General features: G+C 70.9%; 21 protein-coding genes. 10 read left to right on the top strand and 11 right to left on the bottom strand.

The window, feature by feature from the left end:
- Nucleotides 1–4: 4 nt before the first annotated feature.
- Together ACNYS0_RS39260 and ACNYS0_RS39265 are read left to right on the top strand one after the other, a co-directional pair.
- Nucleotides 5–1,735 carry a family 43 glycosylhydrolase gene (locus tag ACNYS0_RS39260; protein ID WP_422481073.1) on the top strand — a complete coding sequence of 577 codons (1,731 nt, stop codon included), beginning with the start codon at nt 5–7 and terminating at the stop codon, nt 1,733–1,735.
- A gap of 180 nt (nt 1,736–1,915) precedes the next feature.
- On the top strand, nt 1,916–3,136 hold the full coding sequence (locus tag ACNYS0_RS39265) for a cation:proton antiporter (protein WP_422481075.1): 1,221 nt from the start codon (nt 1,916–1,918) through the stop codon (nt 3,134–3,136).
- A 15-nt stretch (nt 3,137–3,151) separates the two neighbouring features.
- On the opposite strand, the gene ACNYS0_RS39270 is transcribed toward ACNYS0_RS39265, so the two are convergent.
- The 5 genes from ACNYS0_RS39270 to ACNYS0_RS39290 all read right to left on the bottom strand — a co-directional run bounded on the left by ACNYS0_RS39270 (nt 3,152) and on the right by ACNYS0_RS39290 (nt 8,452).
- Complete coding sequence (locus ACNYS0_RS39270; protein ID WP_422481077.1) at nt 3,152–4,009, bottom strand: maleylpyruvate isomerase family mycothiol-dependent enzyme; 858 nt, start codon at nt 4,007–4,009, stop codon at nt 3,152–3,154.
- Nucleotides 4,010–4,124: 115 nt separating this feature from the next.
- Nucleotides 4,125–5,612, bottom strand: a complete 1,488-nt coding sequence (gene proP, locus ACNYS0_RS39275) for a glycine betaine/L-proline transporter ProP (RefSeq protein ID WP_422481079.1) — start codon at nt 5,610–5,612, stop codon at nt 4,125–4,127.
- A gap of 89 nt (nt 5,613–5,701) precedes the next feature.
- Nucleotides 5,702–6,904 carry an MFS transporter gene (locus ACNYS0_RS39280; RefSeq protein WP_422481081.1) on the bottom strand — a complete coding sequence of 401 codons (1,203 nt, stop codon included), beginning with the start codon at nt 6,902–6,904 and terminating at the stop codon, nt 5,702–5,704.
- Between the two features lie 175 nt (nt 6,905–7,079).
- Nucleotides 7,080–7,805 (bottom strand): chitinase, encoded by a 726-nt coding sequence (locus tag ACNYS0_RS39285; RefSeq protein WP_422481083.1) that lies wholly within the window; start codon nt 7,803–7,805, stop codon nt 7,080–7,082.
- A 128-nt stretch (nt 7,806–7,933) separates the two neighbouring features.
- Nucleotides 7,934–8,452 carry a lytic polysaccharide monooxygenase auxiliary activity family 9 protein gene (locus ACNYS0_RS39290; RefSeq protein WP_422429142.1) on the bottom strand — a complete coding sequence of 173 codons (519 nt, stop codon included), beginning with the start codon at nt 8,450–8,452 and terminating at the stop codon, nt 7,934–7,936.
- 370 nt (nt 8,453–8,822) lie between these two features.
- On the opposite strand from ACNYS0_RS39290, the gene ACNYS0_RS39295 reads away from it, so the two are divergent.
- On the top strand, nt 8,823–9,287 hold the full coding sequence (locus ACNYS0_RS39295; RefSeq protein WP_422482891.1) for a VanZ family protein: 465 nt from the start codon (nt 8,823–8,825) through the stop codon (nt 9,285–9,287).
- A 60-nt stretch (nt 9,288–9,347) separates the two neighbouring features.
- On the opposite strand, the gene ACNYS0_RS39300 is transcribed toward ACNYS0_RS39295, so the two are convergent.
- Entirely contained in the window at nt 9,348–9,554 is a 207-nt protein-coding gene (locus ACNYS0_RS39300; protein ID WP_266719140.1) for an EF-hand domain-containing protein, read from the bottom strand.
- A 294-nt stretch (nt 9,555–9,848) separates the two neighbouring features.
- Here ACNYS0_RS39300 and ACNYS0_RS39305 point away from each other — a divergent pair, with 294 nt between their 5' ends.
- The 4 genes from ACNYS0_RS39305 (at nt 9,849) to ACNYS0_RS39320 (ending at nt 14,000) form a co-directional block, all read left to right on the top strand.
- Nucleotides 9,849–11,240 carry a spinster family MFS transporter gene (locus tag ACNYS0_RS39305; protein WP_422481085.1) on the top strand — a complete coding sequence of 464 codons (1,392 nt, stop codon included), beginning with the start codon at nt 9,849–9,851 and terminating at the stop codon, nt 11,238–11,240.
- A 54-nt stretch (nt 11,241–11,294) separates the two neighbouring features.
- On the top strand, nt 11,295–12,407 hold the full coding sequence (locus tag ACNYS0_RS39310; protein WP_422481087.1) for an NAD/NADP-dependent octopine/nopaline dehydrogenase family protein: 1,113 nt from the start codon (nt 11,295–11,297) through the stop codon (nt 12,405–12,407).
- Nucleotides 12,404–13,399, top strand: a complete 996-nt coding sequence (locus ACNYS0_RS39315; RefSeq protein WP_422481089.1) for a 3-hydroxyacyl-CoA dehydrogenase NAD-binding domain-containing protein — start codon at nt 12,404–12,406, stop codon at nt 13,397–13,399. Before ACNYS0_RS39310 ends, ACNYS0_RS39315 begins: the two co-directional genes overlap by 4 nt.
- Nucleotides 13,400–13,502: 103 nt before the next feature.
- Nucleotides 13,503–14,000 (top strand): quercetin 2,3-dioxygenase, encoded by a 498-nt coding sequence (locus tag ACNYS0_RS39320; protein ID WP_422481091.1) that lies wholly within the window; start codon nt 13,503–13,505, stop codon nt 13,998–14,000.
- 34 nt (nt 14,001–14,034) lie between these two features.
- Here ACNYS0_RS39320 and ACNYS0_RS39325 read toward each other — a convergent pair whose 3' ends face one another.
- On the bottom strand, nt 14,035–15,150 hold the full coding sequence (locus ACNYS0_RS39325) for an SPFH domain-containing protein (RefSeq protein ID WP_422481093.1): 1,116 nt from the start codon (nt 15,148–15,150) through the stop codon (nt 14,035–14,037).
- Between the two features lie 45 nt (nt 15,151–15,195).
- Nucleotides 15,196–15,633, bottom strand: a complete 438-nt coding sequence (locus tag ACNYS0_RS39330) for an NfeD family protein (protein ID WP_422481095.1) — start codon at nt 15,631–15,633, stop codon at nt 15,196–15,198.
- Nucleotides 15,634–15,836: 203 nt separating this feature from the next.
- Between ACNYS0_RS39330 and ACNYS0_RS39335 the strand changes: the two genes are divergently transcribed.
- The gene (locus ACNYS0_RS39335; protein WP_422481097.1) at nt 15,837–16,019 is read left to right on the top strand and encodes a hypothetical protein; all 183 of its coding nucleotides are present in this window, start codon (nt 15,837–15,839) and stop codon (nt 16,017–16,019) included.
- 32 nt (nt 16,020–16,051) lie between these two features.
- Here ACNYS0_RS39335 and ACNYS0_RS39340 read toward each other — a convergent pair whose 3' ends face one another.
- The gene (locus tag ACNYS0_RS39340) at nt 16,052–16,468 is read right to left on the bottom strand and encodes a response regulator (protein WP_422481099.1); all 417 of its coding nucleotides are present in this window, start codon (nt 16,466–16,468) and stop codon (nt 16,052–16,054) included.
- Between the two features lie 318 nt (nt 16,469–16,786).
- Here ACNYS0_RS39340 and ACNYS0_RS39345 point away from each other — a divergent pair, with 318 nt between their 5' ends.
- Nucleotides 16,787–17,710, top strand: a complete 924-nt coding sequence (locus ACNYS0_RS39345) for a universal stress protein (protein ID WP_422481101.1) — start codon at nt 16,787–16,789, stop codon at nt 17,708–17,710.
- A gap of 692 nt (nt 17,711–18,402) precedes the next feature.
- The gene (locus tag ACNYS0_RS39350) at nt 18,403–18,990 is read left to right on the top strand and encodes an Rv1733c family protein (RefSeq protein WP_422481103.1); all 588 of its coding nucleotides are present in this window, start codon (nt 18,403–18,405) and stop codon (nt 18,988–18,990) included.
- A gap of 35 nt (nt 18,991–19,025) precedes the next feature.
- Here the strand turns inward: ACNYS0_RS39350 and ACNYS0_RS39355 are convergent, their stop codons facing one another.
- Nucleotides 19,026–21,419, bottom strand: a complete 2,394-nt coding sequence (locus ACNYS0_RS39355; RefSeq protein ID WP_422481106.1) for a glycoside hydrolase family 65 protein — start codon at nt 21,417–21,419, stop codon at nt 19,026–19,028.
- A complete protein-coding gene (locus ACNYS0_RS39360; RefSeq protein WP_422481108.1) occupies nt 21,416–22,162 on the bottom strand; it encodes an HAD family hydrolase in 747 nt (248 codons plus the stop codon). The genes ACNYS0_RS39355 and ACNYS0_RS39360 overlap by 4 nt, the downstream gene beginning before the upstream one ends.
- Nucleotides 22,163–22,182: the final 20 nt, after the last annotated feature.

A 22,182-nucleotide genomic window follows, 5' to 3' on the forward strand; every position in this document is an offset into this window, starting at 1 on the left:
CGTCATGAGTCATGAGCCCGCGCGTCCCTCGATCCCGCCCGCCCGGCGTGCCGTTCTCGGTGGGACGCTCGCCGTCGCCGCAGCAGCTCTGGTGCCGGGTGTCGCCAGTGCGGCTCCACGGCGCGGAGCGCAGGTCACCGACGCCACGTACGCCAACGACGCCGAGACGTCCGGCGGCGACCCCTACGTGTTGTTCGACGAGCCCAGCGGCTACTACTACGCGTACTGCACGGGCGGTTCGGACGACGGCCACTTCTTCGGGGTGCACCGCTCGCCCGACCTGTCGACGTGGGAGCGGCTGCCGGGTGGCGCGTTGCGCGCGGACGACCCGAAGCGGTGGGGCAAGGACTGGTTCTGGGCTCCGGAGGTCTACCGCAACCCGGACACCGGCCTGTACTTCCTGTTCTACGCGGCCCGCATGGGCAGCGCCATGGGCGAACAGTACTTCGGCTACGCGGACTTCGAGGAGCCGTGCTCGATCGGTGTCGCGGTGTCCCGCACGCCCGAGGGCCCGTTCCGCAACATCGCCGACCGGCCGATCGACTACCACCCGTACAAACCGGACTACCACGACGTCAACCTCATCATGGGCGACGACCAGCTCACCCCGCCCGCCACCGAGGAGGAGGGGCGCACCGCGCCGCTGGGCTCGTACATCCCGATGATCGACGCGAACCTGCTCTTCGACGAAGGGCGGATCTATCTCTACTTCTCCAGCAACGCCTACCGGAACTGGGTGTGGGACACCCGCCTCGGCAAGTACATCGAGGAGTCCAACATCGCCGCCGTCGAGCTGACCACGCGCTGGTGGCGGGACCCCGAGGGCGCCACCATGCCGACCATTCACCCCCGTTACGTCGACGCCAACGCGCGGGCCGGCACCTCCGAGGCGCGGCGCCGGGACGGGTTCGTGCCGATCCTCACCTACGCGGCCGACCCGCAGCCCTGGGAGGACGCACACGTCAACGACCATGCGAAGTCCGGCGGTTCGAAGAAGGACCGCCGCTGGGAAGAGGGCTCAACGGCCTGGCGGCACGACTACGTCCACGCCGGTGAGCGGCGCACCCTGTACTACCTGACCTACTCGGCCAACAACTTCGAGAACCAGTACTACGGCGTGGGCTACGCCGTCGCGGAGCACCCGCTGGGCCCGTGGCGCAAGTACCCGGACAACCCCGTTCTCTCGCAGAACCCCGACGTCGGGATGTACTCCACCGGCCACGGCAGCCTGACGACCTCGCCCGACGGCAGCGAGCTGTACTACGTGCACCACGGCCGTACGTCACCCACCTCGCCCGACCGCGTCGTCTACACCGAGCGGCTGCGTATCGACGACCGCGCGGCCGGCTTCCCGCGCCTCACCATCGACCAGTCCACCGGCGACGAACCCGTGCCGTCCGGGACCGCCCCGTTCACGTTCACCGCCCGGCCGGTCGCGGTGCGGGTGGGCGGGACGGCGGACACCGTCTGCGCGGTGCGCAGCGCCGCGGGCGCCGCGTTCGACCTGACGGCACCGGAGAACCGGCTGCGGGCCGAACTGCGTCCGGCCGGCCCGGCGTCGGTGAGCGTCGAGGACGGCAGGGTGACACTCCGCGGGCTGCGCAGGGGCACGGCACGCCTCACGCTGGTGTACCAGCGGCGCCGGGCGGACGGTTCGTACCGCGACGTGCACCAGGCGCGCCGCGGGGGACGACCGGAGGCGGTGACGGTGACCGTGCCGGTCGTGGTGCGCTGAGATCCGTGCCGCCGCCGGAGGTGACCTCGGTGACGGCGCCACGGCCTCGAACCCGCATGGCCTCAACTGGCCAGACCCGGCGGCATGTTCACCCGCATGGCCCGCCCATGGGTGCCGTACCGGCCCGTTCCCCGGATCCTCGGAACAGCAGGTACCGGCCGCACATCAGGGGACGTCGTCGTGGAACATCCAGGAACGCTGATCCTCATCATGGCCGCGGCGGTGCTCGCGCCCTTGCTGGCACACGGCCTCGGCCGCTGGGTCCGGGTGCCCCTGGTCATCTTCGAGATCGTCCTCGGCATCGTCATGGGCCCCGACGTCCTCGGATGGGCGCACTCCGAGGAGCTCACCGACGTGCTCGCCGACCTCGGCCTGTCCCTGCTGATCTTTCTCGCGGGCTACGAGATCCAGTTCGACGCCATCCGCGGTGACACCCTGCGGCGCGCCGTGTGGGCCTGGGTGATCTCGCTGGTGGCAGGGCTCGCGGCGGCGCTGGCACTGACCGGGCTCGACCTTCCGCGCAGCGTGATCATCGGTACCGCCCTCACCAGCACGGCCCTGGGCACGGTGGTGCCCGTGCTGCGGGACAGTGGCGATCTCCAGGGCCGGTTCGGCACCGTCACCATGGCGTTCGGCGCGGTCGGCGAGTTCGGGCCCATCATCGCCATGTCCGTCCTGCTCAGCGGGCGGGATCCCGGCCTGTCGACGGTCATCCTGGCCGTGTTCGCCGCCATCACCGCCGGCGCCGTGTACTGGGCGCTGCGCCCGCGGCCGCCCTGGTTCACCCGCGTCATCCAGACCACGCTGCACACCAGCGGCCAGTTCGGGGTCCGCTTCGTCATGCTGCTGCTCGTCTCGATGCTCGCCCTGTCGGAGGCCTTCGGCCTCGACGTGCTGCTCGGGGCCTTCGCCGCCGGGCTGCTGACCCGGCTGGTGTTGCAGGGCGCGGCGCCGGAGGCGGGCGAGGACGTCCTCCGGAAGATCGAGGGCTTGGGGTTCGGCTTTCTCGTGCCGCTGTTCTTCATCGTGACGGGCATCCAGTTCGACCTGTCCTCGCTCCTGGACGGCGGGCGCCCGCTCGTCCTACTGCCCGTCTTCCTGGTCCTCTTCCTGCTGGTCAGAGGAGGCCCGGTGTACGCGCTCGCCCCACGCGACCTCTCTCCGCCCGGCCGCAGGGCCCTGACCCTGCACTCGGCCACCTGTCTGCCACTGGTCGTCGCCATCACCACGATCGGGCTCGACGAGGAGCTCCTCGGCAGGAGCGAGGCCGCGGCCATGGTGGGCGCCGCCATGCTCTCCGTCCTCGTCTTTCCGCTCTTCGGCCTCCGCCTGCGGAACAAGGAACGCAAGGTGGCACGCGTGCGGGCCGGGGCCGGGGCAGGCGAGTCCGAGACGTGGTGAGTGCGACGGGACCCCTCAGGGTGTGCCGATGAGTTCGCCGAGCCGCGGGGCGAGCCACGGCCTGCGGCCACCCGCGCGCATGCGGCCGCTCGCGACCGCCTTCCAGACCGGGATCCGCCGGAACGACACCAGCAGGAACGTGGCCGGGGCGGCCGTGATCCGGCAGTCGTAGCGGCGCGCCGGAGCGTCCCGGGTGACGGTCGCCGCGCCGTCCTCGACGACCACGGCGAGCCGGGGGCCGCCCTTGATGGCGAGGTCGAAGGCGATGCGTACGCCACGTGCCTTCGCCGTGTCCACCGTCATGGGCATCATCGTCGGCATCAACTGGCCGAGGACAAGAGCGGCTTCGTCCGGCCCGATCGGCCAGGGCGCCCCCGTGCCGCGGGCGAGATCGAGGCCGTGCACAAGGCTCTCGCTCAGCATCAGCCCGGTCACGGCCGCCAGGGTGAGCGTCACACCGGGGCCGTACCAGGGCGTTGGGACGGGGGTGTCCGGGGCCAGGCCCTCGGTCCCGCGCAGGAAGGCCGCGCCGCGCTCGGCGAGCAGGTCGGCGAGCGACGCCCGCCCCGCCGGGTCGAGCAGCCCGACGGACCGGGCGTTCAGCGTGGTGATCCGTTCGACGAGCGGCCCGTCGCCCCGCGGCAGCACGTCGTCCCAGGGCACGGGCTCGTCCGACCAGTGCGCGCCGCAGGCCAGATGGACCGCGGCGAGGTGTGCGCCGACGTCACCGACCGTCCAGCCGGGAAGACCCGAGGCCGCGTCCTGGTCGGGCGCCTCCCGCACCGTACGGACGAGGCGGACGAGGACGGACTCCAGCGCGGCCCGGGTTCTCGCGTGCTCGGTGCCGGGATCGAATCCCATGACGGTGCCCATGCCCTTCCCTCTGGGGTGTCGGACGGGCTCGAACATTACCGTCGAGTAGCGGGCGCGGGCAGGGGATTCGAGGCACGGGTGCGCCCGTCAGGGAGTGACAGGAGCGACGGGTCGGTCAGCGTGCCTCGGCCTCTTCCTTGGCGTAGCGGTACAGGTCCTGGGACGTGTCGATGAGTTCCTTCTGTTCCTCCTTCGAGCCGACCATCGGCTGGGAGCCGTTCAGCGGCAGTTGTGCGCTCTCCGGGAGGAACTTGACGGTCACCAGGCCGATGACACCGGCCACCATCAGGTAGTAGGCGGGGATCAGTTTGTCGCCGGTCGCGTTGACCAGGGCCTCCGTCACCAGGGGTGTGGTGCCGCCGAACGCCGCCACGGCGAAGTTGAAGCCGATGCCCATCGCCGCGTACCGCACCGCTGTCGGGAACAGCGCAGGCAGCGTGGCGGCGCTCGGTGCGGCGAAGCACGCCAGGAGCGTGGACAGGATCAGCACACCGAAGATGGGCGGCCAGGTGCCCTCCGACTTGATGAGGAGGAACGCGGGGATGGCCAGGAGGATCATGGCGATGGCCCCGCCCGCGTACAGGGGACGCCTGCCGATGTGGTCGCTGAGACGCCCCAGGAAGGTGATGAGGAGGACGATCCACACCATGCCGATGAGCACCAGGATGTCCGCCGAGCCGCTGGAGCGGCCGAGCGCTTCCGTCTGATAGCTCGGCAGATAGCCGGTGACCATGTAGTTCGTGACGTTGTAGAGCAGGACCAGGCCCATGCACACCAGCAGCGGACGCCAGTGCTCGCGGACGATGGTCCTGAACTCACTGCCGACCGATTTCTGGGCGAGGCTCTTCTCGTGTTCGTCGAGCTGCTGCTGGAAGGCGGGGGACTCCTCCAGCTTGAGCCGCATGTACAGGCCGATGACACCCAGCGGGCCCGCGATCAGGAACGGCAGGCGCCAGCCCCAGGACAGCATCTGATCGTCAGTGAGGGCGATGTTCAGCACGGTGACCAGCGCGGAGCCCAGGGCGTAGCCGACGAAGGTGCCGAAGTCGAGCCAGCTGGACAGGAAGCCGCGCCGTCGGTCCGGTGAGTACTCGGCGACGAACGTGGTGGCGCCGCCGTATTCGCCACCGGTCGAGAAGCCCTGCACCATTCGGGCGATCAGGAGGAGAACGGGAGCGGCCATGCCGATGGTCTCGTAGCTCGGGATGAGGCCGATCGAGAACGTTCCGGCCGCCATCATGATCATGGTGGTGGCGAGCACCTTCTGCCGCCCGATGCGGTCGCCGAGCGGGCCGAACACCAGGCCGCCGAGCGGTCGCACCACGAACGCGGCAGCAAAAGTCGCGAACGACGAGATCAGCTGGGCGCCGGGGGAGGCGCCGGGAAAGAAGACCTTGCCGATGGTGGCGGCGAGATAGCTGTAGACACCGAAGTCGAACCACTCCATGCAGTTGCCGAGCGCCGACGCCCCGACAGCCCGCTTGAGCAGGGGTTTCTCGACGACCTGGACGTCCTGCTTGCGATAGCCCCGCTTGGTGCGGCGCAGCCGGCGAACCAGTTCCTCGCGCACATGCTGGGGAAGGCCCGCGACCGTCTCCGGCATGCGCTTGCGGCCTCTGGTGGTCGGGCCGTCAGAAGGTGTGTGGGCCACGTGCCGATGCCACCTCTCGCTGTCGTCCTCTTCTCTGCGCGTCAGGGCCGAGTCTCCGCACATTGATCACTCGGCGCACTTCGGGGACGACTTCCCGGCATGTGCTTCGGCACACCACGCTCGGCGATCGCGCTGACGGCGGTGGCCAGAAGGGCGACGCCGGCGCCCCCGGCGACGGCGACAGCGGGCGATGCCGCGCTCAGCACCACCGCGGACAGCACGGCGGTGAGGCCGTAGCCGATGCCCCCGGCCGCGTACATGACGGAGTAGGCGCCGGCGTGCGCGTGCTCGGGCAGGCGTTCACGCAGGCTGAGACTTCGGGTGATCATGACGCCCGACTGGAAGAGGCCCGCGAGGAGGAGTCCGGCGGCGATACCGGGCAGGCCCGGCAGGACCGCGATGAGCCCCACGCACCCGGCGGTGACCGTGAGCAGGACCAGGCTCTGGGTCCGCGCGGAGCCACGCCAGGACCGCGAGCCGTAACAGAGCGCCCCGGCCGCCCCCGCCAGCGCGAAACCGGCGAGCAGCGGACCGGCCCAGCCGACGGCCACCTGTCGGTCCTCAAGGAGCGCGGGCAGCACGAGTTCCGCCGTGGCCAGCATCGTCATGGCGGCCGCGCTGGTGAGGTGGACCGGCCAGGCGGACAGCAGGACCCGGCCCGCCGCTGTTCCGGAGCGCCCTGCGGGCCCGGCGGCGGGGTGTTCGGGCAGACGCAAGAGCAGCAGGGAGCCGGTGGCCGCGAGGGCGCCGCCCAGCAGCAGCGGTGCCCCGGCGTCGATCTCCAGGGCGAGGAGGACCACGAGGCCGGGCGACACGGCCCAGATGACCTGGGTCAGCGTGGCCTCCACGCTCAACGCGCGCGGTACGGCGGTGTCCTTCACCATGCGCGTGAGCAGGACGCGCGCCCCACCGGGACAGGCGGCCGGTGCCGCGCCGGCCAGGAAGGCGAGGCCGATCGGTACGGGCAGCGGGGCGGAACGCGCGAACGGCAGGGCCAGGAAGGCGCACGCCCCGACCGCCAGGCCGCCGGCCAACTGCCGCCGTATGCGGGCTCCGCGCAGGCGCGCCCCGAGCAGTGGCGCGCCGGTCACCTCGCCCAGGACGTAGGCGGAGGCCAGAACGGCCCCCGAGGCGTAACCGCCCGCGCCGTGCCGACTGAGGAACACCAGGGCCAGCGGCGCCATGGCCACGGGTGTCCTGCTCGCCAGCGAGACGAGCGACCAGACGATGAACTCACCGCTCATCGGGATCCGGTGGCCTGACGGATCGGCGGACACGGCGATCAGCCCCTCACCTGCTCGATCCCAGGAGCCACCTGCTCGACCCCCAGAAGCGTTCCAGCCGGCCCGCGTCGAGGCAACGCCCCTTCAAGGGCAACCGTCGGGTCGCCGCCGCGGACCGGCCGCCGTCACCGCCGCTTCAGCAGCTCAGGTTCGCACCCGGGTCGACGCCCAGGATCTGGCTGAACTTCTTGTAGTTGTCGATACGGCTCTGGACCTGGCCGGGGTTGGCGCCGTTGCACTCCAGGGTGCCGTTGATGCTGCGGATGGTCTCGCCGAACCCGGCCCCGTTGACCATGGCGTCGTGCGGGGTCATGGTGCCCGGGCCGCTCTGGGTGTTCCAATACCACAGGCCGGTCTTCCAGGCGACGGCCGCGTCGTTCTGCACGAGGTCGGGATTGTGCAGCAGGTCGATGCCGAGCGCGTCGCCCGCCGCCTTGTAGTTGAAGTTCCAGCTGAGCTGGATCGGGCCGCGCCCGTAGTACTTGTCGGTGCCCGCAGGACAGCCGTACGGCTGCGAACTGTCGCAGTAGTGCGGGTAGTTGGCGGTGTTCTGCTCGACGACGTACACCAGGCCGCCGGTCTCGTGGCTCACGTTGGCGAGGAAGGCCGCGGCCTCCTGCTTGCGCACGGTGTCGCTGCCCGTCCCGGTGAACTCCGGGTAGGCGCTGAGCGCGGCCGTCAGGCCCTCGTACGTGTAGAAGGAGTTCCGGCCCGGAAACATCTGGTCGAACTGGCTCTGGCTGACGACGAAGTCGGCCTGCGCGCCGACCTTTTCGGCGGATGCGGGGCCGGCCAGGGTCAGTGACCCGAGGACGGCGGCGCATGCGGTGGCGGTCAGCAGGGTGGGTGTGCGGAGGCGCATGGTGAAGCACTCCGATCGAAGGGGAGTGGTGGGGGGTGTGGGGGTGGTGTGCGGCGCCGCGGGCCGTGACAGGCCGGGAAGCCCGCCGTGGGGGAAGGTCCGCGGCGCCGCCGTACCGAAGTACTCGCTCAGCCGCCGACGTTCACGTCGATGCAGGCGTAGAACGCGTTCGACGTGTCGGCGATGTTCCAGACGGCCAGCACCTTCTGCTTGCCCGTCAGCGAGCCGAAGTCCACGTCATGGGTGACCGTTGCGCCCGGCTTCGCGCCGTTGTCGTTGAACTCGGCGATCTCCTGGCCGCCGACGTAGTACTGCCAGGTGCTGGTGGCGTGCTGCGCCGTCAGCTTCCACTCGAAGGTGGCGTTGCGGGAGACCGGGGTGGCGACCCAGCCCTTGGAGTCGTCGTCGAGCTCGGCGAACCGGCTGTTGCCGCCGCTACAGCTCGTCAGCCCCTTGGGGCCTTCGACGCTCTGCGGTTCGTAGGTGATGTCACCGCAGGAGACGGTGCCCGCCGCGCACTGCGCCTGTCGGCTGGGCGGGGAGGAGATGTAGCCGTGCGCGCTCGCCGAACCGGCGGGAAGGCTGACGGCGATGACGGGGGCGAGGGCCGCGCCGATGAGCGCGGCGGTCTTCCTTCTGGCGTTCATGCGTACTCCTTCACTTCAGGTCTTCCCGGGGCGTGCGTGAAGTGGGGGCGCACGCTCGGGTCGGCCTCTCGAGGGTGGGGACCAAGAGGCGCGAAGGGGGCAGGAGGGGTCCACCCGACGCGTGGCGCGGGTGAACTCCCTTGAGCAGAACGGCCGTTGCTTGGACTAGACCATACAAGTGGTCGTGAGCGTGTCAAGGTCTTCGTGGGGAACGAGGGGCCGCCGCGGACCGGTGAATTCCGGCCGCCCGGCGGGCTGTGGCCTGGCCGGGCGTGTGCGGCGCCAACTCCGTGGTAACCGGCGGTACATGGAAAACGAATCCCGTACGCGGCGGTACTCGTGGAGTCGGCGGCTGGTCCGGGCCTTCGTGATGGCGGTCGGTTTCGTCTGCATGGTGGCCTTCGCCGTGGCGCTGGCGAGGGCCACCCTCGTCCCCTCGCCAGGGTCGGAATCGCTGACGCACACCAACCTGCACCCGGGCCGGTCGATCGGCCTGTACTTCGACCAGCCCGACTGGCGCGACACGATCAAGCAGGTCGGCGGCAACGTCCTCCTCGGGGTGCCGTTCGGGGTGCTGCTGCCGGTGCTCTTCCCGCGCACCCGGGGCTTCGTCCGGGTGGTGCTCATGACGGCGCTCGTGATGCTGACGGTCGAGATCGCCCAGGGGCTCCTGGTGGCGGGCAGGGCGTTCGACATCGACGACGTGATCCTCAACGCGGGGGGCGCCTTCCTCGGATACCTCGTCGCCGGGCGTCGGCTCGGCCGGGCGCTGCACCCGCGCCGCGCCCACTGGTGGCGGCCGCTGAGCAAGCCGACCCGGACACCTGGCGGCTGACACACGTGTGCCCCCGAGGTCACGACCCCAGGGGCACAGGCGGTGGTGCGAGGTGAGGGGTCAGAGCCCCATGGAGGCCCGGAACTCCTCGAACGAGACCTTGCGGTCACCGTCGCTGTCGATGGTGTCGATGAGCTCCTGCGCGGCCTCCGCCGTGACACCCGTGTCACCGAGCTCCGCGACGACCTGCCGGTACTCTTCGGCAGTCAACTGCCCGTCCCCGTCGACGTCGTACCGGTCGAAGACCTTCCGCGCCGCGGCTGCCATGTCGACCACTTGATCCTCATTTCCTTGCTGTTCCAAGACCGCCCCCACTCTAGGACCTCCGGGCACCCACCCCGACCCGGCCCATGTGATGCGGGAAATCCCCGACCCCGCACCGGGATTCCAGGGATGGCCGGCCGAGTGGGGCGTGGCTAGCCTCTGAACTCGTTGATCCGGTTCAACTCGCCGGTACCCGCGGCCCAGTTGGCCGCCCCGGTCCACCGGCTCCGCTCCCTGGCCGCCAGCTGCATCTCGTACCGGGCACCACCCCACCCAGACCCGATGAGGCGCCGTCCCATGACCGAGCAGTCCCAGCTGTCCGAAATCCATCTCGACCCCGGCCCCCGGATGTCCGAGCGGTACAAGAACTACATCGTCGGCATCTGCACGGCCGCCTACGTCCTGTCCTTCGTGGACCGCCAGGCCCTGTCGCTGATGATCGAGCCCATCAAACGGGACCTGAGCCTGACGGACACCCAGTTCAGCCTCCTGAGCGGGCTCGCCTTCTCCGTCCTGTACTCGGTGATGGGGCTGCCCATCGCGGCGCTCGCCGACCGCCGCTCGCGTCCCGTGATCATCTCGATCGGCATCGCGCTGTGGAGCCTGGCCACCGCGCTGTCCGGGCTGAGCAAGGGGTTCGCCCACATGTTCCTGGCCCGGGTCGGGGTGGGGGTCGGCGAGGCCTCGCTGACCCCGTCCGCGTACTCGATGTTCAGCGACATGTTCCCCAAGAGCAGGCTCGGCCGGGCGGCCGGAATCTACTCGCTCGGCTCGTTCATCGGAGGCAGCGCCGCGTTCTTCATCGGCGGGTACGTCATCGGACTGCTCAAGGACGTCGACAGCGTCGCCGTCCCGCTCGTGGGCGAAGTGCGCGCCTGGCAGCTGACGTTCTTCATCATCGGCCTGCCCGGACTGCTCGTCGCGCTCGTCTTCCTGCTGACGGTCCGCGACCCGGTGCGGCGCGGCCTGGCACGGGACGCCGCGGGCGCCGTGCGCAAGGTGGCCATGCGCGACGTGTTCACCTTCCTGCGCGGCCACGCCCGTACGTTCCTCTGCCACTACGTGGGCTTCTCCTGCTACGCGATGGTGCTGCTCGGCCTCATGGCCTGGGTGCCGGCCTTCTACATGCGCGCCTTCGGGCTGACCCCGACCGAGGTCGGCTACGTACTCGGTGGCGTCGTGCTGCTGGCCAACGGCTCTGGCGTGCTGTTCGGCGGGTGGCTCGTCGACCGGCTCACCAAGCTCGGCCACCCGGACGGGGCGATGCGCGCAGGTGTCATCGGCGCCGTCGGCATGCTCGTCCCGGTCATCGTCTTCCCGCACGTCAGGCCCCTGTGGCTGTCGCTGGTGCTGCTCGCGGTCACGATGTTCTTCGCCTCGTTCCCGATGCCCGCGTCCACGGCCGCCATGCAGGTGCTCAGCCCGAACCAGATGCGGGCCCAGGTCTCCGCCGTCTTCCTGCTCATCTCGAACCTGTCCGCCGTGGGCCTCGGCACGACGCTGGTCGCGCTGGTCACCGACGAGCTGCTCGGATCGAGCCGGCGCATCGGCACGTCCCTGTCGCTGGTGTACGGCATCGCCTCGGTCGGCAGCATCGTGCTGCTGTGGCGCGGGTGCGCCCACTTCCGCAGGAGCCTCGCCCGCGAGGAACGGCTCGCCGCGCGGACGCCGGACGCCGCCGTCAGCTGACCGGGACCCGCGCACCGCGCTTCGTACGCTCAACTCAAGGGAACGGAAGAGCACATGGACATCACGATCCTCGGCGGCGGGCACGGCTGCTTCGCCGCGGCGGCGGAACTCGCGGAGAACGGCCACACCGTGCGCTGGTGGCGGCGGGACACCAAGGCCCTGGACGGCCTGCGCGAGCTCGGCACCCTCACCGTCCGCGACCACCGCGGCACCAGGCACGTCACCGTGGGCGACACCGCACGCGCCGGGACGATCCACCCCGTCGCGGACCTCGCCGATGCCGTACGCGGCGCGCGCCTCGTCGTCGTCCCCCTGCCGGCGACCGTGCACGAGGACCTGGCGGCCAAGGTGGCACCGCTGCTGCGGAACGGTCAGGTGGTGTTCCTCCCGCCGGGCACCTTCGGCACGGTGCTCTTCGCCAAGGCGATGGCCGAGGCGGGCAACACGGCGGACGTCGCGTTCGCCGAGACCGGGACACTGCCGTATCTGGCGCGTACGCACGGACCCCACGAGGTGGTGGTGAGCGGGTACGCGACGCGCCTGCCCACCGGTGTCCTGCCCGCGCGCTCGTCCGACGCCGCGTTCCGCGTGCTGCGGGAGGCCTACCCGTCGATCGAGCCGGTCGAGGACGCCCTCAGCGGCGCGCTCATGAACGCGGGACCGGTGATCCATCCGCCGCTCATCCTCATGAACGCCGGTCCGCTGGAGCACAGTTCGGCCTGGGACATCCACAACGAGGGCACCCAGCCGGCGATCCGCCGGGTCACCGACACCCTCGACGCCGAACGGATCGCGGTCCGCGAGGCACTCGGCTACGCGGCACCCCACTTCCCGCTCGCCGACCATTACGCGGCGGACGGCGACGAGTGGATGTACGGCCGCGCCGCCCACGAACGGCTCACGGACAGCGGCGACTGGCGGGAGAAGATCGACCTCCTCTGCCACCGCTACATGCTGGAGGACACCCGCCTCGGCCTGTCCTTCCTGGTCTCGGTGGGACGCTGGGCCGACGTCCCCACGCCGGTCGCGCAGGGCCTGTTGAGCCTCGCGTCCGCCGTCACCGGCACGGATCTGTACGCCGACGGGCGCACGCTGGAGTCCCTCGGCCTGGCCCGCCTCTCCCGCCCCGAACTGACCAAGCTGCTGCACGAAGGGTTGCCCGCATGACGGAGACGGAACGCACCGACGTGGTGGTGGTGGGCGCCGGGCGCATGGGCCAGGGCATCGCCCGCGCCTTCCTGGCCGCGGGGATGGATGTCACCCTCGCGGACATCAAGGAGACGGACGAGGACCGCGCGGGGTACCGCAAGGCGGCCGAGCAACAGATCCTGGACCGCCTGCGTACCGCTGCCGTCTCCGGCCGGACGCCCCGACTCCTCCTCTGCGACCGCGAGTCCGCACAGCCCCGGCTCGCCGCCGCGGGCGTCGTCTTCGAGGCCGTGCCCGAGGTCATCGAGGTCAAGCGGGACACCCTGTCATGGGTCGACACACATGTGTCCGCCGACGCGGTCATCGCCTCGACGACGTCGACCTTCCTCGTCACGGAGATCGCCGACCTGGTGGCCGACCCGAGCCGCGTCCTGAACGCGCACTGGCTGAACCCCGCCGACCTCATGCCCCTCGTCGAGGTCAGCCGCAGCGACCGCACCGACCCCGCGCAGGTGGAGCGCATGACCGGCCTGCTGCGCCGCATCGGCAAGATACCCGTCGTCTGCGGCCCGGCGGCCGGCTACATCGTCCCCCGCCTCCAGGCCCTCGTCATGAACGAGGCGGCCCGCATGGTCGAGGAGGGTGTCGCGACCGCCACCGACATCGACCTGGCGGTCCGCGCCGGACTCGGCACACGCTTCTCCGTCCTCGGCCCGCTCGAATTCATCGACTGGGGCGGCGGAGACATCCTCTACTACGCCTCCCGCTACCTCACCGCCCGGCTGGGCGACCGCTTCCGCGCCCCGGCCGTGGTCGAGGACAACATGACGACCCACCGCCGCGGCCTCCAGGACCACACCGGCTTCTACGAGTACGACCCCGAGAGCATCGCCGCGTACCAGGCGGGTCGCATGCGGGAATTCGAGGACCTGCTGCGGCTGCGGGGGCCGGAACTGCGGGCGGCGCCGGTGCTGTCGGAGCGTCCGGATCCGCGTCCGGACGGTGACTGAGCGGAGCTGACCGCCGCGGCCGTCCGTGGGCGCTCCTGGGGCGACGGTGGAGCGTAAAATTGATGCGACGGGTCCAGCGGGTCCATCCACCTTGGAGGCGGCTATGGCGTCCCTCAACCGCCCCTACGTCCTGACCAGCGACGAGGGTCAGGCGGTGTGGTTCCTCGGCAACCTCGTCACGGTCAAGGCCGCGGGAGCGCAGACCCGGGGCCGGGTGACCGTCGCGGAGTTCCTCAACCCGGCCGGCTTCGCTCCGCCCCTGCACCGGCACCTGGAAGAGGACGAGATGTTCTACGTCCTGTCGGGCACGGCCCGCTTCCTGTGCGACGGGGAAGAACTGGCCGCGGGGGCAGGAGACTTCGTGCTTCTTCCCGTGGGGCTGCCGCACACCTTCGTCGTCGGATCCGAGGAACCCCTGCGCTGTCTTCAGGTCACCACGCCGTCCGGCTTCGAAGAGTTCGCCATGGACGTCGGAGACCCGGCTCCCGAGCGTCGACTGCCCACCCCGGGGCCGGTCGACCCCGCGGCCCTGGGCCATGCCGCGGCCCGCCACCACATCGAGATCCTCGGGCCGCCTCCGAACTCCGGCACGGAGGCATAGGCCTTCTATGCCACAGGCCTGAGGGTGTGCCCGCTCAGTCGCCGGACGGCTTCCCCCGGCCCGGCGACGAGGTCGTCCTCGCGGCCTCCGCCTCCGCCTTCGCGTTGTTCACCGCGGCGGCGGCCTGCTTGGCAACCTCGTCGGCCGCCGCCGCGGCGGTGGTCCGTGGGACCGGTTCGATCTCCGGGGTACCGGTGTCGTCCGGGGAGCCGGTGTCGGCGTCCGTGTCATCGGAGGCGGACTCCTCCGGCTGCTGCGCGTTCTTGGGCAGGCCCATCGTCGAGTGGTCCCCGAAGGCGCTGGAGACGGAGCGGACCGCCTCCGTCAGCTCTCCCGGGATCACCCAGAACGTGTTGTTCTCGCTCTTCGCCAGGTGCGGCAGCGTCTCGAGGTACTTGTAGGCGAGGATCTTCGGGTCGGCGTTGTTGCGGTGCACGGCCTGGAAGACGCGCTCGACCGCCTTCGCCTCGCCGTCGGCCCGCAGGATCATGGCCTGCTGCGTGCCCTGGGCCTCCAGGATGTCCTTCTGCTTCGTGCCCTCAGCGGTGAGGATCTTGGCCTGTCGCTCGCCCTCGGCGTGCAGGATCGCCGCACGCTTGTCCCGCTCGGCCCGCATCTGCTTCTCCATCGCCTCCTTGATGGTGTTCGGCGGGTCGATGGCCTTGATCTCGACGCGGTTGACGCGGATGCCCCACTTGCCGGTGGCGTCGTCGAGGACGGTGCGCAGCCGGGTGTTGATCTCCTCGCGCGAGGTGAGCGTCTCCTCCAGGTCCATGCTGCCGATCACGTTGCGCAGCGTGGTCACGGTGAGCTGGTCGATCGCCTGGAGGTAGTCGGAGACCTCGTAGGCCGCCGCCCGCGGGTCGGTGATCTGGTAGTAGAGCACGGTGTCGATGTTCACCACGAGGTTGTCCTCGGTGATGACCGGCCGGGGGTCGGACGAGTACACCTGCTCACGCACATCGAGCTTGGTGTTGACGCGGTCGGCCACCGGCACCACGAGGTTCAGGCCGGGCTGGAGTGTCCGGCGATAGCGTCCGAACCGCTCGATGTTGTAGCGGCGGGCCTGCGGGACGATCCGCACGGAGGTGGCCACGAGAAAGATGACGACGATGATCGCCACCAGAATCGGGATGAGAATGGCGTCCACGCTTCCTCCGTTGCTGGATGGTCAGCAGTGCGGTGCAGTGCAGGTTCAGGGCAGGAGCTCCCGGGGGTAGACGACGGCCGTCGCGCCTTGGATCTCCATGACGTCGACCAGCGCCCCCACGGGGATCACCTGGCTCTCGTCGAGGGCGCGAGCGGACCATTCCTCCCCGGACAGCTTGATCAGGCCGCGGGTCGCGGTGACCTCCTGCATGACCTCCGCATGCTTGCCGATCAACGCGTCGCTGCCGTCGCGGGACAGGGGTGTCTGGGCCAGATGGCGCATGACGACTGGCCGTACGAGGACGAGACCCGCCGCCGCCGTGACCCCGAGCGCCACCAGCTGCCCGAGCAGACCGACGCCCACACCGGCGACCACCGCCGTCACCAGGGCCGCACCCGCGAACAGCCCGAAGACCAGCGTCAGCGTGAAGAACTCCGCGGCGCCCAGCCCCGCGGCGGCAAGCAGCCAGAAGTACCACGGCATGGCGATCAGCCTCCGTCAAGCGACCTCTCGTCAAAGCTACCGTCTGGAACACCGGACAGAACAGACGTAACCGGCGTGTTTCTGGCGTGGTGCGAGCTCAGCGGGCGACACGAAGCGGAGCCGGCCAGTGTCCGGTCGATTCACCGAGGTGCGGATCAGCGGTGACCTGTACGAGGTCGTGTGGCCTCGCCGCACGGGGTGCGGTGATCGTCGGCGACGTACAGGGCGGGGGGCTTGCCGCCGTGATGGTGACCGACGCCCGCGATGCGGAAGGCGCGCTCTTCCCGCTCGATGACCGGGCCCGCTTGCTCATAGCCCCCGAGGCCGAGGACGCCCTCGAGGCCGAGTGGCGGGGCTGCGCTGCGTCGGCGCTCGTATCGACTTGAGGCCGTTGAGTCGCACCTCGGGAGCGAAGCGGTCAGGCGGGGTCCGACTCGGCGGTCAGTTCGTGGATGCGCCGGAGATAGCGCAGGTGGCCGGCGATCTTGAGGCGCAGCAGCCAGGGCCCCACGGGCTTGACGAGGAGGTCGGCGACGCCGATCTCGTAGGCCTCTTCGGTGAGCTGCGAGTGGCCGACCATACCCGTCATGAGGATCACAGGGATGTGCCGGGTCTGGTCGAGGCGTTGGAGGTGGCGGGCGAGCTCCAAGCCGGTGATTCCGGGCATGACGACATCGAGCACGACGAGATCGATGCCGCCGCGCAGCACCGCCTTGAGCGCCTGCTCCCCGCTCTGGGCCGTCTCGATGCGGCAGGGCAGTGGGGTCAGTGCGCCTTCGAGGGCGACGAGGGTCTCGCGGTGGTTGTCCACGAGGAGCACCGTGATGCCGCACATGGTCCCGCTCCTTACTGAGGCGCGCTTCACCGTACGCCCGGGAGGCAGTGGCGCGTTGGGCCATCGGGGTACATGGAACAGTCTTTGCCGTGATCGGCATGTGCTGTCGCACCTGATGAAACGTGGAGCGGAGACGGTCGTCCCTGAACCGACGCGAGCACCGGCCTCGCCGCCCGCCGCGCGAGGGTGACTGACCAGCCTCAAATGTCAGGGACCTTCGGCCCTCCTGCTGGAGGCCCACAGGCCCCGGCGAACTCATCGTCCGGGGGGAGACATTGGCACTTAAGGCGCGGTCGTCAGTTCCTGGGAGGTTCGCACATGTCTCGCACCGTCATCGTCGGTCTGGACGGCACCGCGGAGAGCCGGGCCGCGGCCGACTGGGGCGCCCGGGAGGCCCGCCTGCGGTCTCTCGACCTGACGCTGGTCCACGCGCGCAACTGGCAGCCCTACGTCTACGCGCCGCTGGCCGGGATGAGTCTGCCGCCGGACGCTCGTGAGCTGGAACGGAACGGTCCGGAGAAGTTGCTGGCTGATGTCGGATCCGCTCTCCGACGCAGCTACCCCGACTTGGAGGTCAGCAGCCGTGTCGTCTCTGATGAGCCCGTTTCCGCGTTGCTCAATGAGGCCGCCCGGGCCGAGCTGCTCGTGTTGGGTTCGCGTGGCCTGAGCGGCATCACCGGCTTCATCGTCGGCTCCGTCGCGCATGGCGTCGCCGCCCGGGCGGCAGGGCCGGTCGTCTTCGTGCGGGGGCGCGAACACGCCTCGGACGAGCACGGGCAGCACGCGCAGGGGAGGGCGTCGGCCGCCACCCCGTACCGGGACGTCGTGCTCGGGCTCGACTGCGCGCACCCCGATGCCGCCGTGCTCGGGTTCGCCTTCGACGCCGCTGTCCGCCGCGACGTGCGGCTGCGCGTTGTGCACGTCTGGAACGTTCCGCCGTACTACTACGGATACGGGGGCGTGAACGTACCGGGCTTGAAAGGGCAGTTGGAGTCGCGCGTCCGCCAGGACGTGGCCGACGTCGTGCGGCCGTGGCGGGCGAAATTCCCTGGTGTCGAGGTGGTGGAGGAAGCGCTCGTCGGCAGTGCGGGTCTCTCTCTTGTGGCGGAGTCGCGGAACGCGTCCTTGGTGGTGGTGGGGCGCCGCAAGCGCCGTGCGCCGGTCGGTGGTCACATCGGGCCGGTGACGCAGGCCGTCCTGCATCACTGTGCGGCACCTGTCGCGGTGGTCCCGCACGACTGAAGCGGTAGCAGATTGGGCCGAAAACCCCTCGACGGCCTCGGTGGAGTGCCCTAGTTTCACCCCATGGCGTCCCGGACCCCGGCGCATCGGTGTGAGCGTCGGCCGCAGGGGTGTCGAACTGGCCCCGTCCCTGCGGTCTGCGCCCCTGTTCGAACTCTGGCCGGGCGCCGACGAGTTGACCATCCCGATGGGCGCGCCAGGCAGGCCAGGGGCGGCCGGGCGGGCCGTGTCCGGCCGGCGCTGAGAGAGGGGGCGCCGGTCGGGCATCCGGTGCGGTTGTCGTGCTCCTGGGGAAGTGCCCGCGAGGGGCGACCCGTCGAGCGGGCACGCGTCCGCCTCTGCTCCCGCGCTTCGCGGACGCCACCCCGGCGCCCCGGCTTGCCGGGGTGTTCCCGGCGCGGGCCGTCGGGGGAGCCCTCCCGCGCCACCTTCACCGTCGCGCACGGCATGGGCCTCTGGCGTGACTCGACCGGCCCCGAATCGAGGGCGGTCGGCCCCGTGCGTCTCCAGGCATCAGGTGCAACCCGGCGTCCGTTCCAGGGCGCCGGCTTCATTGCGGGCCGGGGCGAACGGAGGGCCGGACGGCACTCACCGTGTCCCGGCCGGCCCTGGGGCGCCCGGCTCCGGCGCCGGATGCTGAAGGTGGTCGCCAGTGGCGTGGGCGGCTTTCCTGAGCGAGGGAGGAGGGCCCCATGGAGGGCAAACGGAGGGCGTGGCGATGGCGCGGCAACACCCTTCGGCGGCGGTCCGACGTAGTGGAGGGGTGGGCGGTTCTCGTGCTCGGGGCCGCTGTGGCCGTCGGGGCGCCCGCTGCCGGGCTCGCCACCGGGGCGGCCGCGCACTCCGATGCGCGGGAGACCGCCGCGGCCCAGCGGCACGAGCGGCACCGGGCCCGCGCCGAGGTCGTCGGCCAGGTTCCGTCCCACGGGATGTGGGCCGGGCCCGGCGTACAGACGACGTACTGGACCCCGGTGCGCTGGACCACGGCCGCGGGGCAGGCGCGTACGGGGACGGTCCGGGTCCACGTGGGTACGCGACAGGGCGAGCGCACTGACATCTGGCTGGATCGTCGGGATCGCCTGGCCGGTGAGCCGCTGAGCGATTCGGACGTATGGACGCGCACGCTGACCACGGGCTTGGGGACCGGCGCCGGGGTCGCGGGGACGGCAGGCCTGGTGGGCTGGTGCCTGCGGCGCCGGCTCGACCGGTCCCGCCTCGCCGAATGGGAGCGGGAGTGGGCTCTGTGGGACGGGCCCGAGCGAGGGCGCAGGGCGGCCTGAGTCACCTGCGACGGACCGCGCGCCCGCGCCGACGCTCAGCTCTCCAGGGCCAGTTCACACGTGTCGCCGGGCCGGACCGTCACAGCACGGTCCGGCAGTTCGACGGTGATGGGGGAGCGGTCGGAGGCCGGCACGGTGATGCGCAGGCGGTCGGGAAGAATACGCAGCCGGATCCCCCAGTGGCCCAGGTAGCGGAGGGCGAATCCGTAAGAGGACCCCGTCAGTTCGGGGAGCGGGGCCGGATCCAGACGCAGCGCGTCGCCGCGGGTCTCCAGGCCGGTGAGGCCACGCTGGACGAGGTCCACCGTGCCGGCCATCGCGCCGAGGTGGATGCCTTCGCCCGTGGTGCCGCCCTGGACGTCCGCGATGTCCCCGACCAGTGCTTCGTGCGCGAACCGCCATGCGTCGGCGCGGCGGGCGCGAGCGAGCACCCAGCCGTGCACGAGTCCGCTCAGGGTGGAGCCGTGGCTGGTGCGGCGCAGGTAGTGGTCGACCGTGCGCTGCCAGGCGACGTCGTCGAGCCGGTGGCCCAACTGGGCGAACAGGGCGGAGAGTTCCGCGGGCGGGAAGAGGTAACCGAGCATCAGGGCGTCCGCCTGCTTGGATGCCTGGTACCGGTTGACGCTGTCGCCCTCGGCCTCCAGGATCCGGTCCAGGCGGCGGATGTCCCCGTACTTGTTCGTGTACGCCTCCCAGTCCAGTTCGGTCAGCAGCTCGTATCCGGCGAACTGGCTGATCACCCCGTCGTGGAAGGGGACGTGGAGCGACCGTGAGACGTCGCGCCACAGTTCCGCCTCGCCACCGTCGAATCCGATTCGCTCCGCCAGCTCCTGGCGGCGTGGCGGGGGCAGCAGGTCGAGCAGGTCGAGGGCGCGGGTCAGCACCCAGGCCGCCGTCACGTTCGTGTACGCGTTGTCGTCGATGCCCGGCCGGTCGGCGTCCGGGTACGCGTCGTGGTACTCGTCGGGGCCGACGACGCCGCGGATCCGGTAGCGGGCCAGGCCGGCGTCGTAGGTGGCCGTGTCCGCCCAGAAGCGGGCGATCTGCAGCAGCATCTCGGCGCCCTTGGTGTGCAGGAACTCGGCGTCGCCGGTGGCCTCCCAGTAGCGCCAGATGTTGTACGCGACCGCCGAACCGACGTGATGCTGCAGATGGGTATGGTCGGGCAGCCAGCGTCCGGAGTTCGGGTTGAGGTGCAGCTGCTGGGTCTCCTCGCGGCCGTCGCTGCTGCTCTGCCACGGGTACAGGGCGCCCTGGCGTTCGGCGTCCTGGGCGGCGCGGCAAGCCCGTTCCAGACGCCGGTGACGATAGGTGAGCAGCGCGCGGGAGACCTCGGGGAAGTGCAGGTTCAGATAGGGCAGGACGAACAGTTCGTCCCAGAAGACGTGGCCGCGGTAGGCCTCGCCGTGCAGTCCGCGTGCGGGCACCCCGACGTCCAGGTCGGCCGTGTGGGGCGACAGTGTCTGGAGTACATGGAAGAGGTGCAGCCGCAGGATGCGGCCCGCCGCGCCGGGCACGTCGAGCTCGGCCCGCCGCCACAGCTGGTCCCACGCGGTGAGGTGGGAGTCGAGCAGATCGTCGAAGGACGGGGCCCGTCGCGCCCGGTCCACGGCCGCTTGGAGCGGGTCGCTGATGGCGGGGTCGCGGGAGGTGTGCAGGGCGACCACCTTGTCCACGGTCACGGTGCGGCCCGGCGCCATCGGCAGGTGCAGCAGCTGTGCCGCGCGGCGGTCGGTGTGATTGCTGTACGTCTGTGCGGCATCGGGGCAGGTGGTGCGAGCCGCGAGGGCGATGCGGACGTCGGAGGCGCGGGTGCGGCAGCGCAGCCAGAACAGGTCGGGCGCCGCGGTGCCACTGTGACCGTGCACGAGATGGCGGTCGGCCAGGTCGCGGTAGCGCGCCACGCCCGCGTTCCGGACGGCACCGTCCAGGGCGGACTCGACCTCGAGCTCGCCCGTCCAGTTCCGTGCGGTGAACTCCGTTCGCAGCGCCGCGAGATGAGGGTCGGCCATGTGCACCAGCCGGAGCTGGCGCACGGTGACGCGTCGTCCCACGGCATCCTCGTAGACGGTGCGGCGCTCCAGCAGGCCGCTGCTGAGGAGGAGGCTCTGGCGATGCTCCAGGACCTGGGCGGTGTCCGGGTGCAGCCACGGCCCGACGCCCTCCTCGCTCAGGCAACGGAAGCGCAGCGGCAGCCAGTTGGGCACGTTGACGAGATCCTCGTTGCCGACCTCGCGGCCTGCCACCATGGACGTGAGGCGGTCGTAGCAGCCCGCGACGTAGGTTCCCGGGTAGTGGATCTCGTCCGCCTCGCACTCGGGGAGGGCGCCGCGCGTGGCGAAGTAGCCGTTGCCCAGCGTGCACAGCGACTCGCGGAGGCGTTCCTCGGGCGGAACGTAGCCGTCGTAACTCCATGTCGCGTCGGTCACGTGACCGCTCCCTCCTTGAGGAGTTCGCCGAGATCGGTGATCACCAGGTCGGCGCCATGGCGCAGGAGTTCGGGGGTGCGCTTGCGCCCCGCGGTACGGTCGACCCCGATCACGAGGGCGAACCCGCCGCGCCTGCCTGCCTCCACACCGGCCAGCGCGTCCTCCACGACCGCCGCGTCGGCGGGATCGGTACGCAGCCGGCGAGCCGCTTCGAGGAACAGGTCGGGAGCGGGCTTGCCCCGCAGCTCCAGGCGCGCCGCCTCCTTGCCGTCCACCACGGCGTCGAAGAGGTCCAGCACATGGGCACGGGTGAGCAGCTCACGGGCGTGCAGTGACGCGGACGCGGCGGCCAGCAGCTTCCCGGAGCCCAGCAGCGCGTGCAGCAGACTCACGGTGCCGGCGTAAGCGGGCACGGTCGCTCCGCGGTGCAGTCGTTCCGTGTACCGGCGGTCTTTTTCGGCGGCCACCGCCTCGATCGTCGCCGGGGCCGGGTACACACCCCGCGAGGCGAGGAAGGCGGCCGCGCCGTCGCGGCGCGCCTTTCCGTCCACGTATCGCGGATAGTCGACGCCGAGGTCGAACGGCCTTCGATCCGTGGCCTGTCGCGGTGGGTGTTCTTGCAGGAAGCCGTCGAAAACGGCCTTCCATGCCTCCGCGTGCAGCTGGGCGGAGTCGGTGATCACGCCGTCGGTGTCGAGGACGACGGCGCGGACGGTCCGCAGGGGTGGGGCGAGGTCACGCACGACAACTCCTCACGAGGTCC

This window comes from Streptomyces anthophorae (assembly GCF_049310305.1).
Lineage (GTDB): Bacteria > Actinomycetota > Actinomycetes > Streptomycetales > Streptomycetaceae > Streptomyces.

Bases quoted from the DNA above. Each gene is read 5' to 3' on its own strand.
- ACNYS0_RS39310 (WP_422481087.1), top strand. From the start codon at position 11,295: ATGGACATCACGATCCTCGGCGGCGGGCACGGCTGCTTCGCCGCGGCG.
- ACNYS0_RS39295 (WP_422482891.1), top strand. From the start codon at position 8,823: ATGGCGGTCGGTTTCGTCTGCATGGTGGCCTTCGCCGTGGCGCTGGCG.
- ACNYS0_RS39350 (WP_422481103.1), top strand. From the start codon at position 18,403: ATGGAGGGCAAACGGAGGGCGTGGCGATGGCGCGGCAACACCCTTCGG.
- ACNYS0_RS39315 (WP_422481089.1), top strand. From the start codon at position 12,404: ATGACGGAGACGGAACGCACCGACGTGGTGGTGGTGGGCGCCGGGCGC.
- proP (WP_422481079.1), bottom strand. From the start codon at position 5,612: ATGCCGGAGACGGTCGCGGGCCTTCCCCAGCATGTGCGCGAGGAACTG.
- ACNYS0_RS39340 (WP_422481099.1), bottom strand. From the start codon at position 16,468: ATGTGCGGCATCACGGTGCTCCTCGTGGACAACCACCGCGAGACCCTC.
- ACNYS0_RS39305 (WP_422481085.1), top strand. From the start codon at position 9,849: ATGACCGAGCAGTCCCAGCTGTCCGAAATCCATCTCGACCCCGGCCCC.
- ACNYS0_RS39300 (WP_266719140.1), bottom strand. From the start codon at position 9,554: ATGGCAGCCGCGGCGCGGAAGGTCTTCGACCGGTACGACGTCGACGGG.
- ACNYS0_RS39320 (WP_422481091.1), top strand. From the start codon at position 13,503: ATGGCGTCCCTCAACCGCCCCTACGTCCTGACCAGCGACGAGGGTCAG.
- ACNYS0_RS39290 (WP_422429142.1), bottom strand. From the start codon at position 8,452: ATGAACGCCAGAAGGAAGACCGCCGCGCTCATCGGCGCGGCCCTCGCC.
- ACNYS0_RS39285 (WP_422481083.1), bottom strand. From the start codon at position 7,805: ATGCGCCTCCGCACACCCACCCTGCTGACCGCCACCGCATGCGCCGCC.
- ACNYS0_RS39260 (WP_422481073.1), top strand. From the start codon at position 5: ATGAGTCATGAGCCCGCGCGTCCCTCGATCCCGCCCGCCCGGCGTGCC.
- ACNYS0_RS39330 (WP_422481095.1), bottom strand. From the start codon at position 15,633: ATGCCGTGGTACTTCTGGCTGCTTGCCGCCGCGGGGCTGGGCGCCGCG.
- ACNYS0_RS39270 (WP_422481077.1), bottom strand. From the start codon at position 4,009: ATGGGCACCGTCATGGGATTCGATCCCGGCACCGAGCACGCGAGAACC.
- ACNYS0_RS39345 (WP_422481101.1), top strand. From the start codon at position 16,787: ATGTCTCGCACCGTCATCGTCGGTCTGGACGGCACCGCGGAGAGCCGG.
- ACNYS0_RS39280 (WP_422481081.1), bottom strand. From the start codon at position 6,904: ATGAGCGGTGAGTTCATCGTCTGGTCGCTCGTCTCGCTGGCGAGCAGG.